General features: G+C 58.8%; 19 protein-coding genes. 11 read left to right on the top strand and 8 right to left on the bottom strand.

The window, feature by feature from the left end:
• Positions 1-2: 2 nt before the first annotated feature.
• The 11 genes from QMG84_RS02745 (at position 3) to QMG84_RS02695 (ending at position 5,982) form a co-directional block, all read left to right on the top strand.
• Positions 3-401: a hypothetical protein gene (locus QMG84_RS02745; RefSeq protein WP_281930309.1), complete on the top strand. Its 399-nt coding sequence runs from the start codon at positions 3-5 to the stop codon at positions 399-401.
• Between the two features lie 45 nt (positions 402-446).
• Positions 447-947, top strand: coding sequence for a rod-binding protein (locus QMG84_RS02740; protein WP_281930308.1), 501 nt, complete (start codon positions 447-449; stop codon positions 945-947).
• Between the two features lies 1 nt (position 948).
• Complete coding sequence (locus tag QMG84_RS02735; protein WP_281930307.1) at positions 949-1,398, top strand: hypothetical protein; 450 nt, start codon at positions 949-951, stop codon at positions 1,396-1,398.
• The gene (locus QMG84_RS02730) at positions 1,395-1,850 is read left to right on the top strand and encodes a flagellar basal body-associated protein FliL (protein ID WP_281930306.1); all 456 of its coding nucleotides are present in this window, start codon (positions 1,395-1,397) and stop codon (positions 1,848-1,850) included. Before QMG84_RS02735 ends, QMG84_RS02730 begins: the two co-directional genes overlap by 4 nt.
• A gap of 187 nt (positions 1,851-2,037) precedes the next feature.
• Entirely contained in the window at positions 2,038-2,307 is a 270-nt protein-coding gene (locus QMG84_RS02725; protein WP_281930304.1) for a hypothetical protein, read from the top strand.
• A 154-nt stretch (positions 2,308-2,461) separates the two neighbouring features.
• Positions 2,462-2,842: a flagellar basal body protein gene (locus QMG84_RS02720; RefSeq protein WP_202074093.1), complete on the top strand. Its 381-nt coding sequence runs from the start codon at positions 2,462-2,464 to the stop codon at positions 2,840-2,842.
• A 5-nt stretch (positions 2,843-2,847) separates the two neighbouring features.
• Positions 2,848-3,261 (top strand): flagellar basal body rod protein FlgC, encoded by a 414-nt coding sequence (gene flgC, locus QMG84_RS02715; RefSeq protein WP_202074094.1) that lies wholly within the window; start codon positions 2,848-2,850, stop codon positions 3,259-3,261.
• Positions 3,262-3,264: 3 nt separating this feature from the next.
• Positions 3,265-3,576, top strand: a complete 312-nt coding sequence (gene fliE / locus QMG84_RS02710) for a flagellar hook-basal body complex protein FliE (protein ID WP_202074095.1) — start codon at positions 3,265-3,267, stop codon at positions 3,574-3,576.
• Between the two features lie 11 nt (positions 3,577-3,587).
• Positions 3,588-4,376, top strand: coding sequence for a flagellar basal-body rod protein FlgG (flgG, locus tag QMG84_RS02705; protein ID WP_281930300.1), 789 nt, complete (start codon positions 3,588-3,590; stop codon positions 4,374-4,376).
• Positions 4,376-4,852, top strand: coding sequence for a flagellar basal body P-ring formation chaperone FlgA (flgA, locus tag QMG84_RS02700; protein ID WP_281930298.1), 477 nt, complete (start codon positions 4,376-4,378; stop codon positions 4,850-4,852). The genes flgG and flgA overlap by 1 nt, the downstream gene beginning before the upstream one ends.
• Positions 4,849-5,982 carry a flagellar basal body P-ring protein FlgI gene (locus QMG84_RS02695; protein ID WP_202074098.1) on the top strand — a complete coding sequence of 378 codons (1,134 nt, stop codon included), beginning with the start codon at positions 4,849-4,851 and terminating at the stop codon, positions 5,980-5,982. The genes flgA and QMG84_RS02695 overlap by 4 nt, the downstream gene beginning before the upstream one ends.
• A gap of 24 nt (positions 5,983-6,006) precedes the next feature.
• On the opposite strand, the gene QMG84_RS02690 is transcribed toward QMG84_RS02695, so the two are convergent.
• From QMG84_RS02690 to QMG84_RS02655, 8 genes are all read right to left on the bottom strand, one after another.
• Positions 6,007-6,507, bottom strand: coding sequence for a transglycosylase SLT domain-containing protein (locus QMG84_RS02690; protein ID WP_202074099.1), 501 nt, complete (start codon positions 6,505-6,507; stop codon positions 6,007-6,009).
• A gap of 52 nt (positions 6,508-6,559) precedes the next feature.
• Positions 6,560-7,909, bottom strand: a complete 1,350-nt coding sequence (locus QMG84_RS02685; RefSeq protein WP_281930295.1) for a flagellar hook-length control protein FliK — start codon at positions 7,907-7,909, stop codon at positions 6,560-6,562.
• A 254-nt stretch (positions 7,910-8,163) separates the two neighbouring features.
• Positions 8,164-9,261, bottom strand: a complete 1,098-nt coding sequence (locus QMG84_RS02680; protein WP_281930293.1) for a hypothetical protein — start codon at positions 9,259-9,261, stop codon at positions 8,164-8,166.
• A gap of 29 nt (positions 9,262-9,290) precedes the next feature.
• Complete coding sequence (locus tag QMG84_RS02675) at positions 9,291-10,346, bottom strand: flagellar motor protein MotB (RefSeq protein WP_281930291.1); 1,056 nt, start codon at positions 10,344-10,346, stop codon at positions 9,291-9,293.
• A gap of 6 nt (positions 10,347-10,352) precedes the next feature.
• Positions 10,353-11,000, bottom strand: a complete 648-nt coding sequence (locus tag QMG84_RS02670; protein ID WP_281930289.1) for a hypothetical protein — start codon at positions 10,998-11,000, stop codon at positions 10,353-10,355.
• Entirely contained in the window at positions 10,997-12,649 is a 1,653-nt protein-coding gene (gene fliF, locus QMG84_RS02665; RefSeq protein ID WP_202074104.1) for a flagellar basal-body MS-ring/collar protein FliF, read from the bottom strand. The genes QMG84_RS02670 and fliF overlap by 4 nt, the downstream gene beginning before the upstream one ends.
• Before the next feature lie 45 nt (positions 12,650-12,694).
• Complete coding sequence (locus tag QMG84_RS02660; RefSeq protein ID WP_281930286.1) at positions 12,695-13,585, bottom strand: flagellin N-terminal helical domain-containing protein; 891 nt, start codon at positions 13,583-13,585, stop codon at positions 12,695-12,697.
• A 206-nt stretch (positions 13,586-13,791) separates the two neighbouring features.
• Positions 13,792-14,703 carry a flagellin N-terminal helical domain-containing protein gene (locus QMG84_RS02655; protein WP_202074106.1) on the bottom strand — a complete coding sequence of 304 codons (912 nt, stop codon included), beginning with the start codon at positions 14,701-14,703 and terminating at the stop codon, positions 13,792-13,794.
• Positions 14,704-14,879 lie beyond the last annotated feature (176 nt).

The raw sequence follows: 14,879 nt of genomic DNA, 5'->3' as shown, positions 1-14,879 counted from the left end.
CCTTGCAAGATAAACAACGGCGTATCGCGAAATTGCTTGCTCTGCAGGAGCGCCGCTTGATGGCGGAAACGGCTAACTGCGCCACGGTCGAGAAGCGATTGCAGGAAATAGATAGTCAAATATGCGACCTACAGCGGATGTTGGAGCGTGACGATCCAACCGCTATGGCCTTTTCGACGCTCGTCCTAGATCGCCTGCGCCAAGCTTCCCGACAGCGTGAGGAGCTCGAATCAGAATTGGCCCGCCGCCGCGATGAGGCTTTGATTCTCAAACAGCAGATCAAACGTATCGATAAATACGCCGACCGAATTGATGACAAGGCGACGCGTAAGGAAAGCGAAAGGGAGCGTTCGGCAATTTTGGAGCGCTTTTCGACGCCCCGCGACGCCAGCGTCGAGTAAGTCACATACAATATCATATCTTTTCGAAAATTCCGGAGACGTGGCATGTCTATCTTTCCATCGACGGATCTCATCGTCGACGTCGCAAAAGCGGCGGACCCGCGGCGTCAGCAGGTTGCTCTGCGCCGCCTCGAAGCCGCAGCCAACGCGCCATCGGTTTCCTTTGCGTCGCTCTCCAGCGAAACCCCCATCAAAGCAAATGTGTCCGGTTCTTCGAATTGGCGCGCAGCCGGCGTGGGGCTCCGTGCGTCCTATCAGACGCCAGCGAGCGGGGCAGCCGTCGCGCCCGCCGCAGCCAATTCCGCTGCGGACGCCGCGAAGAAGTTCGAAGCGTTGGTGCTTCAGACATTTTTTGAGGCGCTCCTTCCAAAAGACGACGAAAACTTCGGCTCCGGTGTCGCTGGCGGCGTGTGGCGCTCGATGATGGCGGAGCAACTTTCGGCGAAATTCGCGGCTTCCGGCGTTATCGGCTTGAACAAGATGCTGGACGCGAAAATTTCGTCGCCATCCTCGGCGCAACCGATCGCGCCCTCGAAGACCTCCTAGATTGTTCGATACTCACTTGGGGCCACGTAAACTCGTGAACGACTCTCTATCTCAGCCAGACAATGGGCGTTGGGACTTGCTTGTGGAACACTCACCAGCCGAAGCTGCTCTCATGCGGTGGATCGAGCGGATGGATGCTCTGGCGCGCGCGGAGACAAAAGCGCTATTGGCCGGAGATAAGATCGAATTCGAAAACTTCAATTCAAAAAAGAATCACGCGCTGCTGGAATTCATGGTCGTGTCGCGAAGCGTCGCATCCCTTTCGCCACAATTACTCTCGGCTCTGCAACGCCTCAACGAAAGCTTGGCGCAGAATGGCGAAGTCTTGAAGCAGCATCTGCAGGCCGCGTCGGAAATTTCGAGACTGATAATCGATACGATCCGCGCTGAAGAGTCCGACGGCACCTATTGCCGTCACGTCTCGCTCCGAGCGACCCAGAGGCTCGGATGATCCGCACAGTGCTGGTGGGCCTCTGGTGTGGCCTCGTCGCTCTGGCGTCGACTTATGGCGGCGCCTATTGGCAGGCGCATCGGACCAGCACGCCGGCCGCCGCCGACCATCCCGTGAAAACGGAGACGAAAAAAGTTAAACCCATTTCCGTGCCCGTCATCTCTAATGGCGTGCTCAGAGGATATGTTTCCGTCGAGTTCATGTTTGTTATGGAGGCGAGTGAGGGCCACGGGAGCGGCGAAGTCGACCCCGAAGGATTTCTCATGGATGAGGCTTTCCGGCTTATTTATTCGGATACCAAGATCGATTTCGCGAAGCTCGAAAAGATGGATATCGATTCACTGACGAAGCAGATTACCGCCAATGTGAACGCCCGCCTTGGAAACACGCGAATCAAAGAAACCTTGGTCAAAAACCTCACTTTCGTTCCGAAAGACGAGATCCCCCGCTAGAGCGCATTCCGCAAAGTGCATGACTCTTGCAAAAAGAATGCAGCCCAACTTTTCGAACTCTCGCGCTTTTTCATCGCTCGCATGATTCCATGCGAGCGGTTGAAGGGTCCATCAGCCTCAACCGTTGTGGCAAGCCTCGCGTTAGGTACGGCGATTAATTTTGCGTTACCGCTGAAGGAGCCGCGCGATGCAGACGATGACGCAATTGAAGGCAATACATGCTCAGATGTTGACTGAGCTGGGTAATCTCCCTCAGTATCGCGCACTGAAGGCCATTGATCGCTTTATCGTGCAGATGAATGAGATATACGACGTCGCGCAAGCTCCATGCGAGACTGCGGCGCACACGCTCCAGCAAAAGCTCGACGCCGCCATCGAGAGCCGGGTGTCGAATGAGCAGACCTCGGGTGCCGAGCCTCGTGTGACACCCCATATTACCGACGCTCATGCGGCCTGAGCGATAGGCCGACCTCCCCAAGATGAACACGAACGCCGATCGACGAAAGTCGATCGGCGTCGGCTGTCATAAGGCTCCATTCTCTACCAATTGCTCAGTTCAGTCCGACGCAAGCGATGCCGGATAAATTCTTTAACGAAAGGAAAAGAGCGACATGGAGCCTGTTCATCTCTTCGGCCTCTTGAACCTCCAGAGGGGGTGGCTCTCGGCCCGGCAATCGATTGTCTCGCAAAACATCGCGCATGCCAACACGCCTGGATACAAAGCCCAGGATCTTTCGGATTTCGCCAAGGTGCTCGACAAAAGTGCCGGCCTTCAAATGGCGACGACAAGCGCATCGCATCAATCGATCACGCCATCGGGAGAATCCGTGTCAGCCAAGGACGGCGAGGCATGGGAGGTCTCACACTCCGGCAATGACGTCTCTCTCGAGGCCGAGCTTATCAAGGCTGGCGACGTCCGCAACAACTTCTCGATGGATACCAACGTGCTCAAGACCTTCCACGCGATGTGGCTTTCGAGCCTCAAAGGGTAAGTGCCATGGATCCGCTTTTCGCCTCGCTCAAAGTCGCCGGATCAGGCCTGGCCGCACAGTCGACCAGGCTGCGCGTCGTTTCCGAAAATCTGGCCAACGCCCTGTCGAGCGGAAAAACGGCCGGCGCAGACCCGTATCGGCGCAAGACCGTCACATTCAACAGCGAGCTCGATCGCGCTTCTGGCGTCGCCCTCGTCCGAACGAGCGCAGTTGGCGTCGATCGTTCGCCATTCAACGTCGAATACGACCCGGGCAATCCGGCGGCTGACTCAAACGGCAATGTTACGCTACCGAACGTCAACATGATCGTCGAAATGTCGGACATGCGCGAAGCGAATCGCGCCTATGAAGCCGACCTTCAGACCATGAAACAAACCCGCGATCTTCTTTCTATGACGATCGATCTCCTGAAAGGATAATTCGTGAGTGAGATTTCCGCCCTCAGCCTCTCCTACGGGACAAAGGCCGTCGAACGTGCGACTTCTTTCGCACAATCGACGAAGGTCGCATCTTCGGACGTGTCTTTCGGCGACGTGCTGAAACAATTGGCTAACGAAGGAGCCGATACGATCAAGAATGGCGAATCGGCAGCGATCGCCGGGATTCACGGTCAGGCTTCTATGCTGCAAGTCGTAGACGCAGTAATGGCTGCTGAGCGCTCGCTCCAGACAATGATCGCGGTACGGGATAAGGCCGTGAACGCCTATCAAGAAATCAGCAAAATGGCGATCTGAGGAGTTTCAAAATGCGGGCCCTTGCTATTGCGGCGACCGGAATGAGCGCGCAGCAACAAAACATCGAGGTCATCTCGAATAATATTGCAAACATCAATACGACCGCCTTCAAACGGTCTCGCGCAGAATTCACGGACCTGCTGTATCAAGCGGAAAGACTGCAGGGCGTATCGAACCGAGGGCGCGATGCTATCGTGCCGCAGGGATCTCAGACGGGTCTCGGCGTGCGGCTGGCGGCCATTCGCAGTCTCGAAATGCAAGGCCCTCTTTCTCAAACTGGCAACAGCTACGACCTTGCCATCAATGGATCTGGCTGGTTTCAGATCACCGGACCGAACAATGAGATTCTCTATTCGCGTTCCGGCTCCTACAGCACCAATGCGAACAGCCAGCTTGTAACGGTCGACGGTTATCTGCTGTCTCCGACGATCACGATCCCGAATAACGCCGTAAGCGTCTCCGTCTCACAGTCCGGCCTTGTCACCGCGGTCATTGCCGGCCAAACTGCGCCGCAGCAATTAGGGCAGCTTACGACCGCAACATTCCCCAATGACGCAGGTCTCGAAGCGCTCGGCGGCAATCTCTTTCGCGAAACGGCTGCGTCCGGCACGCCCGTCGTGGGTGTCCCGGGCGACATCGGTTACGGCGTGATCGCGCAAGGCTACGTCGAGAGCTCGAATGTCGATCCGGTGAAAGAACTGGTCAGCATGATCTCGGCCCAGCGCGCATTCGAACTCAATTCCAAGGTCATCCAGACTGTCGATGACATGGCTGGCACGATCACGAAGGGAATTCGTTGATGGCGACGCGGCCCCGGGGATTCATGCTTGCTGTCGCCGTGGCCGCCGCGGCGGGGCAATTTTGCGCGGCGTCATCTTTGGCGTCGGAAACGAGCATTCCCACGCCTCGGGTAACGATCTATCCGGGCGACCGGCTCGACGACAGCGTTTTGGACGATATGGAGGCCCCGCTGGACGCGGGGGCGCGACGCGGCGTCGTCGAATCGCGAAAGGATCTCGTCGGCAAGATCGCGCGACGAACCCTATTGCCCGGTCAGCCCATTCTCACGATCGCCGTGGATAACCCGCGCCTGATCACGATCGGAACGCTGGTCAAAATTGTCTTCTCCGAGGGTGGGCTAACGATCACTGCTCTCGGAATGGCCATGCAGGCTGGGGCAGCGGGCGATCTCATTCGCGTGCGCAACCAGGATAGCAACTTGGTCGTCGTCGGCGTCGTTCAGCCCGATGGAACTGTAAAGGTCAACGAGGGATGAAGCGTCATTGGCTCGTGCTGGGCGTATTTCTGCTCGCTTCGGAGACGTCGCTCGCGGGAGTGCGAATCAAGGACATCACCTCGACATACGGTCTTCGAGACTACCAGCTTGTCGGCTACGGCCTCGTCGTGGGTCTGCAGGGCACCGGCGATACGTTGAGGAACTCGCCGTTCACCGAGCAGTCCCTATCGTCGATGCTCAGCCGCATGGGCGTCAATCTCAATAACGGCCCCAATACTCCTGGCGGTCCGCCGCAAATGAACCTCATGCGCACGAGGAATCTCGCGGCAGTCATGGTGACTGCATCAATGCCGCCCTTTGCCGCTTGGGGCACGACGCTCGACGTGACGGTGTCCTCGCTCGGCGATGCTTCGTCACTCATGGGCGGCACGCTAATTCTGACGCCTTTGACCGGCGTCGACGGCGCCGTTTATGCGATTGCGCAAGGACCGCTTGCCGTATCAGGCTTCGCTGTGTCGGGACAAAATGAAACGCTGACCCATGGCGTCGCGACGGTTGGGCGAATAGCCAATGGCGCGACTATCGAGAAGGAGCCGCCACGACCGAGTTCAGGCGACGGCACGCTTGCGCTCGAACTCCACAACCCTGACTTCGCCACCAGCGTCCAGATCACAGATGCGATCAATCATTTCACCAAGCGGCGCTATCATGCGGCTGCGGCGGTCGAACGCGACAATCGAACTGTCGCCCTTCGACTTCCGCCCGGCGTCCACGCAACGCGTTTCCTCGCAGAAATTGGAGATCTTCACGTATCTCCGAGCACGCCCGCCAAGGTTGTCATCAATGAACGCTCGGGCACGGTCGTTATCGGCGCCGATGTTCAAATTTCGCCCGTTGCCGTGACGCATGGCGGTCTCACCCTCCGCGTGACAGAGTCGCCGCAAGTGTCGCAGCCGGCGCCTTTCTCGAATGGGCAGACTGTCGTGACGTCGCAGACCGCGGTAACGGCCTCCGAACCGGCCGGGCAGGTCGCGACCCTCGCGGGGCCGAATTTAAAGACGCTCGTGAAGGGGCTCAATCAGATCGGTCTCAAGCCGACCGATATTATCTCGATCCTGCAGGCGATCAAAAACGCCGGAGCGATGCAGGCTGAAATCGTCGTGCAATAATTGGAAAGCTATTCCTTCACGGCGTCAAAAACGCCGTGAAGCCATTTCGCTGCGAACCATGGTGCAGAAAGCTTTCGACTGCTCTGTCCAGGAACCGAATCCGCTGGCGATCATATTTCCGATAACCGCGCACACATAGCTTTTTTGAGCAGGCGCATTGCCTGGCCCCGCATGGTACCGCGCAACGGCGCTCGTCCAAGTCTTTTCGCTTCGGTATAAATCGCGCAGAAACGTGGCCGCATAATCGACATTCTGACGCGGATCGAACATCGCCTCGACAGACTTGAACATGCGGCCGTGATAATGATGATTGACTTGCATGCAGCCAATGTCGATCAGCTTGACGCCACGGGCGCGCGCGTTTTCGAATACTGCGACCGCTTCCGGTAGAGAGGGACTAAAAACCGGGCGTCCGCCCACATTCATCGCGAATTCGTGTAGATCGCCTTTTTGGCCGGTCTCCGTTAAGGCGACAGCGTAAAGCACCGCGACCGGCACGTTATGCTCTTGGGCGGCGCGAATCATCTCGCGCTCGCACACATTGCTGGGCGTTCCGGACCGAACGTCCGCTCGTGCGTCAGAGATAGACGCCGGAAGCGCCAGGAGCGCCGCTATCGCGCGCCACGGCGCCATGTTCCTGGGACTGGTCTTTTCGCGGCGCGCGTGAAAAGCTTTGGCCATCCCGATTGTTTCCTGCGCCATCGTTTTCGCCAAATGATCCCCCTTCGCCTCGTTGATCGAACGGCGCCTGAGAGTCATTCTGGCGCGCATCGTTAACTGTATCCGAGGGAACGGGAGCGGGGCTGACCCTGATGGCTATATCGTCGACGGAGTGGCCGGAAACGCTCAGCGCCTGAGAGAGTTGATCCCGAGACTGCGTCAAAAGGTTTTGTACCGCCGCCGAATTAACGTCGATCTTCAAGGAAACGCGCGTCTTTGTGAGCTGCATTCTCACAGTGACGGCGCCGAGATCCTCGGGTTCCAATTGGAACGTCAGAACTTTTGTAGGGTTATCCTTCGCGTGATCGCTTATCGCTTTGGTGGAGGCCGGAGCTGTCGCTTGGGAGACGCCGCCAGACAGAGAACTGCCTCCGGAGGCGGGCGAACCAACCGACACTGGCGTTGCCGCCGCGTTCGGCGATTCGAGCTGCAGACGAAAAGCGTCATTTGCAGCGGCGGAAACAGATTCTTCCTTCGATTTATCGATGCCCGCAAAAGGAGGCGCGTCCATAGAATCCGCGTTTCCGACGGAGGCGCCCTCCATGGCTAAAACTGGCGTCTGCGTAACTGGAAGATGCGTGGCGAGCGACACGATCGTCAATTTTGGTGACGCGGTCGACTCCTCCGTTCCCGTCGCGGCTGGAGCGGACAGAGGCTGATTCGAGGCGCCGGCGAGCGACGCGCCTTCCGCGTTCGCGCCTTGCGAAGAGGCGGCCTTCCCGGAGAGCGCCTGCGTCAGATCATCTGGCAAACGCGCGATGAAATCCTCGAGCGTCATACGCTTGGGCGCCGTTGTCGCTACTGAGAGAGAAGCGTTCGCTGACTCAAGCGCCGCGAGCTTCGACGGCTCTTCAGTGTTTGCAGCCGATTGGGCAGCGTCAGCCATCGCGGGCGACAGAGTCGGAAGTGAAGGAATGCCCGACACAATGGGCATCGCTGGGAAAAGAGCCGCAAGCTCGTCCGGCGTCATCGAACCAGATGCTTCGACGCCAGACGCTGTTGCACCCGAATCGCCTGGAGCCCCAGCGTCACTGGTTTTTCCAAATCCGGCGAAAAGCGCTGATAATTGGCTGGGGCCTAGCGCGCTCAACGGCCAACTGGCGGCCTCTCCGCCGGTTGCGTCAAAAGCAGCCGACTCGTCTGGTTTGTCCTTTTCAGCCGGCTGATCGTTCTGATCGGCCTTTTGCAACCGCGATAGTCGCAGCATAGTCAGGCTTTCGACAATCGGACGGGGCGCTCCCGGGCGGCCCGACGCCTGCTCGTCGCCACCCTCGCTAACGCGCGCATTGCCATGTGAGGGCGCTTGCGCCTTTTCTGCGCTCGCGTCGTTATGGAGCGCGGTGACTTGCGCCTCGAAGGTCGAAGCCTGCGCTCCATTCGAGTCGGACGGCTCGCGACGGTTCATCGTCGAAGCAATGCCGCTGTCCGACAGAGTGGTCCGTTGCATGGTCAACGAATTCATTAGCGGCCCGCCCTTTCCAGGAGTTTTCCCGAGTCTTCGAGCGACTGTTCCAAGTTCTGAAATTGCGGCGTGTCGTCCCGGTCGTGAGACGCCGTCGCCGCTTGCGCCGGCGCAGGCTCGTCCCCGGCTCCAAGCCTCGCGCCAACGCTCCGAAGCGTCTTCAAGATAATGGCTTCTTCTCTATTCAAGTAAGAAGCGTCGACGTCTTTGAGATCGGAATCGCTTGGCGGCGAATCGCCGCCCATCACGCGAAGGGCCGCCTGATAGAGCTTCATGCGCTCTTTCGCCTGTGCGCTTTCAGCGAAAACCGCGGCGGCCTGTGTTTGCGCCTTCAAAACGTCCGGTCGGGACATTTGAATGCTCGTACGAGCGAGCGCCGCGTGGAGTTCGAATCCATAGCCAGCAGGCGCCGCTTTGAATAATTCTTCGAGCTCCGCCAGATGCCCTCCCAAGCCCATCTTGGAAAGCGCCCCGGTTAACGCCTGCCAATATTTCGTAGCAAAGGGCGAATGCGAATAGACGAATTGGTAACGCCTCGCGAGCAGCAAGTACCGGTCCATCTCGACGCTCGGATCGCTTATCGCTATTTCACGGCGCAGCGCCGCCTCCTCGACTTGAGACCCCGGCATCGTCAGCCGTGCATAGGCCAACGACCTCGCGGCTTCTTTGTTGTCGACGCCGATCAACAACCCTCCTCTGACAAGCGCCAAGTGCCCCGCGAGGATCGGAGGGTAGCTTCTTACGTCCAGCGGGGTCATCAGTTTCGTGGCGTTCTGCCGATCGCCGTCGGCAAAAGCCAGACTCGCTGAGAGAAGCGGCGGGTCTTTCTCCTCGATCGTGTGATCCTGCAACAGTCGTTTAAGGCGCGCCGATCCGCCGCCAGCCAACACATAAATGACTGCGGCCCGGTAATTTCGCAGCTCTTTCCAATTCTCGGCCGAAAGCGACGAGATGCAGGCCTCGATTCGCGGCGCTATCTTCGCTTGACGCGAGGTCTCGCCAGCGACAACGCGGTCCTGCCCCTCTATCAACTCCCATACGCTACCGACGAGGTCGCATGCGCGCGCCTGTATTGCCGTGCAACTAAGCGCGACCATAGACAACGATGCGAGGAGCCGGCGGAGCTTCAATTGCGATCCCCACGCAGAAGGATTTCGATGCGGCGGTTAGCTGGAGCGAGCGGCGCTTCAGGCGTCTTCAGGCGTCGATCGGCATAGCCGGAAATTCTCGTCACGCGCGCTGCGGGCAGCCCGCCACGCACAAGCATGTAAAGGACCATGTTGGCGCGATCGGCGGATAAACGCCAGTTATCATACGACCCAGACTTGTAGGCGCGTCCATCTGTATGGCCGCCGATTTCTATATTGCCGGGACGCTTTGTCAGAACGCCGCCGATTTTTTGCAGAATGCGGACCAACTGCGGCTTTGGCTTAATCGAGCCGACGTCGAACATTGAAAAGTTGGCGTCGTCCGTCAGGCTGATCAACACGCCGTCTTCGACGCCTTTCACCTCGAGTTTCGGGACCGCGTGCGTTCCCTGCGCTTCGGCCTTGATGACCGTTTCGATAGCGCTACCGACTGTGGCGTTGGCGTTGGCGTTGGCGTCGGCCTTGGTTGGATTGGTGGGAGCGGGTTGGTTTTGTCGTTCCTGTGCATCGCTTTTTTTCTGCAGGCTCGATTTCGGCGCGCTCGCAGCGGCCTCGTCGGGCATTGCCCGCTGATCCATACGATCGAATGGATCAGGCAGCGTATTGCCGGGTGATCCGGCCCCTGCGCCAGGAGGGGGATCGAGCTTGGCGATCGCATCGAGCGCCTTGATCGGATCTTTGTGCAGAGAGGCGGCGTCCGCCTCCGCCGTATCCTGGCCCGACTGCCGCTGATTTGAAGATTTGTCCTCAACGGTACGCTGCATGCTCGAGCCCTGACCACTATCCTTGGGATCTTGAAGACCTTTTTTGGCGGGTTTCGAGTCGACGAGTTGCACCGGATTGAAATATTGGACAATCGACGCTTTCGTCTCCTTCGTGGTGGAGTTGATCAGCCACATCACGAGAAAAAACGCCATCATCGCCGTCATGAAGTCCGCGAAGGCAAGCTTCCAAACGCCGCCGTGATGATCCTCTTCGCCATCGCCGTGCCGCTTGCGGACAATAATCACGTCATTCGGGTCTTCGCGGCTCATTGTCGATTATTCTCCATTGCGCAGACGCCGGACCCATTCTTCCATGCGCGTTTCGATAACCGTGCTGTTTATTTTCGCTGCGATGTCGACGCCGTCCGTCTCGACCGTGCGCAACGATATCTGTTCTCGGGACAAGCGCTCTTTCACGACGTCGAGCAGGTCGGGCGGTCCGTGCAGTTCGACGAGCGGATTTGCCTCGTCCAGAGCGGCCGAACGCACTGTCTCGATAAAGTCCTCCAGCGAACGCGCCAGCGCACTGTGTGTCAGGAATGGCGTCAATATATGCCCGAGCGCGTCACGAATGTTCCCGAGGCACGATTCGATGTCGTGTTGGATCACCTGCGCGATTCGTGTTCCTTCTTCCTCCGCCCATGTGGCTCGAAGGGCTTCCAACCGCTGGTCGAATGCTTCACGCTCTTTTTCGAACGCCTGCCGTTCCTCTTCGAGCTTCGCCTCGTATTCTCGTTCGAGTTCGGCTCGCAGCTCCTCTCTCGCCTTTTCCCTTTCTTCGGCAAGGAGATCTTCGCTGGGCGGCGTGTCGGCCTCCAGGGCGAACATGGGCGCTGCCTCTGGAATCGCGAAAACCTGTTCGGCCTCCGCCATCCCAGCGTCGAAGTTGGTAAGATAGGACCCGATCGGGCGAAGCTGTATCATGCCGCTTCATCCGATCGCATCCACCGTTTCAGAACCGAAGCCGCCTGCATTTCATCTATTTCGATGAGCTGCTCCAGCTTTTGGCGCGACGAGACGCGGCCCATTCCCCCAATTCCGGCGAAGGGTTCGAGATCAGAGTCGAACGCCAGAGTCGGCGCGTTCATCTGCGGGAGCAGACCTTCATCCTCGTCTCCCGCTGCTTCACTTTCAATTCCGAGCAATGGAGAAGACTGAAGGGAATTGACCTGGGGCGCTTCGGCGAGGAGGGCGCGCGTTGCCGGCATGAGGCCGAAGATGACGAGGGCTGCGGTGATCGCGAGCATCGTGGCCGCGTTGATCATCGTGCCAAAGTAGTGGCTCAGAGTCTCGATGATCCCAGGCGACTCGACCGGGTTCATCTCGTGCTCATTGAAGGTGAACTCGACGGCCGAAACCTTCAGGACGTCGCCCCGCTCTTTTCTGACGCCAGCGGCGGACGCCACGATCTGCTCGATTTCCTTCACCTGCCGCTCGATCACATCCGCGCTCGGCGCCGGCTTGCCTGCCTCCGCCAGAGCCGCCCGGTTGATCAAAACCGCGATCGCCAGATTTTCAACCGTGTAACCGCCGCTGACCGTCGTGACGGTCTTCGTCGAAACCTCGTAATTGGTCAGTTCCTCGTGCTTTTTGTTTTCGTCGTTGGATTGCTTTCCGTCTCCGCTTTGTTGCGGCGGTTGCGGGACGTTTCTTTCAACAGTTGTGGGCGACGAGTTGCTGGCGTTTTGCGAAAGCGATGACTCCTTCACCGTGCGCGTCGAACGCTCGACCTTCGACTCGGGGTCGTAGATCGTCTCATTTGTTTGGCGGCGGTCGGTATTCACCCGCGCACGCACGCTTACTTGAAAATTTGGAAGACGCAGATAGGGCGTCAATGTGCGCCGAACATTGTCCTGAATGTCTTTTGCGACGCTTTTCTCGAGCGCCAGCGTTTTGGTCGGAACGGCTTCCGACGGATCGCCGTCTGTGGCGGAGAGGATCATTCCATCGGTGTTGAGCACCGTGACTTGATCGATCGACATGCCGGGCATCGCAGAGGCCACCAGATGGCGAATGGCATGCGCGGCGCTCGAATCGTCCGGACCTTCGGTCCGTATCACAACCGATGCAGAAGGGGGTTGTTTGGCGCGGCGGAACGAACCTTCGTCGGGCATGACGATATGGACGCGCGCGGCCTTCACGCCTCGCATCGACTGGATGGTTCGAGCAAGCTCCCCTTCGATCGCTCGAACGCGCGTGACCTCCTGCATGAAAGACGTCAGGCCCAGAGCGCCGACCTTGTCGAACAGCTCATATCCAGCGTTGGCGCTCTGCGGCAGGCCGCGCTCGGCCAACAGCATGCGCGCGCGGCCCGTCTGTCCATAAGGGACCAGAACGGCGGTGCCCTCCGGATTGACGTCGAATGTGACGCCCATCTCCTTCAAAGCGGCGCCGATCCTGCTCACGTCGTCGCGATCGAGGCCGGCGTAGAGGGTCTCTTCGTTGGGCCGCGACAGATAATAGGTCCCGGCCAGCACGACGCTGACAATCAAGCCGAACACCAATGCGAGAGCCGCCAGCTTCTTGCTTCCGAGGCTCTTTAGATTGTCCAAGACGAGCGACACTTGTTCCATCGAGGCAAACTTCTGCTTTCGGGCCGGGTAAAAGATCAGATTGCGTTATTGGAACAGCTTCATGATGAGCTGGGAGTTTTGGTTGGCGATCGATACGGATTGAACGCCAAGCTGTTGCCGGGTCTGAAGCGCTTGGAGTCGCGTCGAGACTTCGTTCATATCCGCGTCCACAAGAGAGCTGATTCCCGTCTTCAGCGCGTCGTGGAGCGATTGCACGAATGTTATTTGCAACGAGACTCGCGACTGCACTGCGCCGATCTGCGAGGCGTAATCGGCCAGCTTGGCGATGACCAAATCCGCGTTGGAAAGCGTGTCGGCGACAACGGCCGAACCGATATTCGTGGCGTTGAGGTTGGTGAAGTCGGTCGCCGTGACGGCGCCGATCGCTTGCGCCGATTCCAGCAACCCCGCGCCGGCGCTGACGAGGGCCGTCGTGGACAAGTCGATCGTGCCGGTTTGAGACGGCGCGGCGCCGCCATTGTTCTTGTAGGACGTAATGAAGCTCACCTTTCCGGCCGCGGCGGTCGAACCGTCGAGCAGATTGAGGCCCATGAGCGACGCAGAAGCGACAATGCTCGACAACTGCTGGCCAAGCTGAGTGAGGTAGGAGCCAATCTTATCGAGGTCCGCCCCGGGCGTCTGAGCCTGCACGACAGCGTCCTTGATGCTGTCCATGACCGAGATAGCGCTGGTCACCGCACCAGAGGCTACGGCCAGAATCGAGACGCTTTCGCCCAAGGAGTCGTGCAGCACGCTGGTGACGCCTTGATCCGAGCCCATGGTTGTGGCGATCGCCCATGTCGAGGCGTTATCCGAGGCCGCGGAAACTTTGAGGCCGGTGGAAATTTCCCTTTGGGCGTCGCCAAGGGACATCTGGGTCGAACGCAGCATTTGAAGCGCAAGCAAGGACGAAGGATTAGTCAAAATGCTGGACATGCCGGCCTTTCCGAATCTCTCGGGCGCGAGGACTGCCAGATGCTCGCCCCGGCCCTTCGGAAGGATAATTCTTATCTAGCCTTGTGCGAGGCTGCCCGCATTAATGTAAAAATTAACAGACACTTAAACGATGCTTAACAAAAAATAAACAAAATGGCCACCCGATCGCCTCGGGCGGCCACCTATTTCTTTCTCGGTGAGAAAGATTACTGGAACAGCTTGAGAATCAGCTGCGAGTTCTGGTTGGCGATCGAGAGAGACTGAACGCCGAGCTGCTGCTGGGTCTGGAGCGCTTGCAGGCGCGTCGAAACCTCGTTCATGTCGGCGTCGACGAGCGAGCTCACGCCCGAGGTCAAAGCGTCATTCAGCGACTGAACGAAGGCCGCCTGCGAGGCGACGCGCGACTGAACGGCGCCGATCTGCGAGGCGTAGGTGGTCAGATCAGCGATCACCTTATCGACATTGGACAGCGTGTCCGCCACGGTGCCCGCGGCCACGTCGGCGGCGCTGAGGCTCGTGAAGTTGGTCGTCGCGGTCGAGCCGACCGCCGTCGCGGCTTGCAGAATGCCGGTGCCGCCAGCGTTGGTGAGATCCGTCGTGGCAAGGGAGATGAAGCCCACGCTGGACGCAGCGGCGCCGCTGTTATTCTTATAGGAGGCAGTGAAGTTCACGCCAGGTACCGCGCCGCCCGCAACAGTGGTCGTCGTCGAGCCATCCAGCATATTAATGCCGGTGATGCTCGCCGAAGAGACGACGCTCGAGAGCTGCTGGCCGAGCTGAGCGAGCTTGGTGCCGATTTTGGCGAGGTCAGCGCCGGGCGTCAGGGCCTGGGCGACAGTGTCCTTGATGCTGTTCACGACCGAGATCGCGCCGGTCAGCGCATTGGCGGCGACGTTCAGCGTCGAACCGGCGAAATTCAGCGAGTCGCTCAGCGTGGACATCACGCCCTTGTCCGACTTCATCGTTTCGGCGATCGACCAAGTCGAGGCGTTGTCGGAGGCGCTGGAGATTTTCAGACCGGTCGAAATTTGCTTCTGGGCCACGCTCAGCGAATTCTGCGTGTTGCGCAGAGACTGCAAGGCGGTGATGGCTGACGGGTTGGTGTTGATGCTCGACATGACTCGTCGATCCCTTTCGATAAATCTTTACAAGAGGGACATACCGGACTTCCACCGGTTCGACGGAATTGGCGTCATGCCTCGGAAACTCGATCCGATCCGTTGTCTTCATCGGAGGCGCTGCTGATTTCGACGCCCGCTCGACAGCTCGACAGTCTCATTCCGGCGAGCCACGA

It is taken from the genome of Methylocystis iwaonis (assembly GCF_027925385.1).
GTDB classification, from domain to species: Bacteria; Pseudomonadota; Alphaproteobacteria; order Rhizobiales; family Beijerinckiaceae; genus Methylocystis; species Methylocystis iwaonis.
This window is presented reverse-complemented; position numbering and strand designations above follow the sequence as displayed.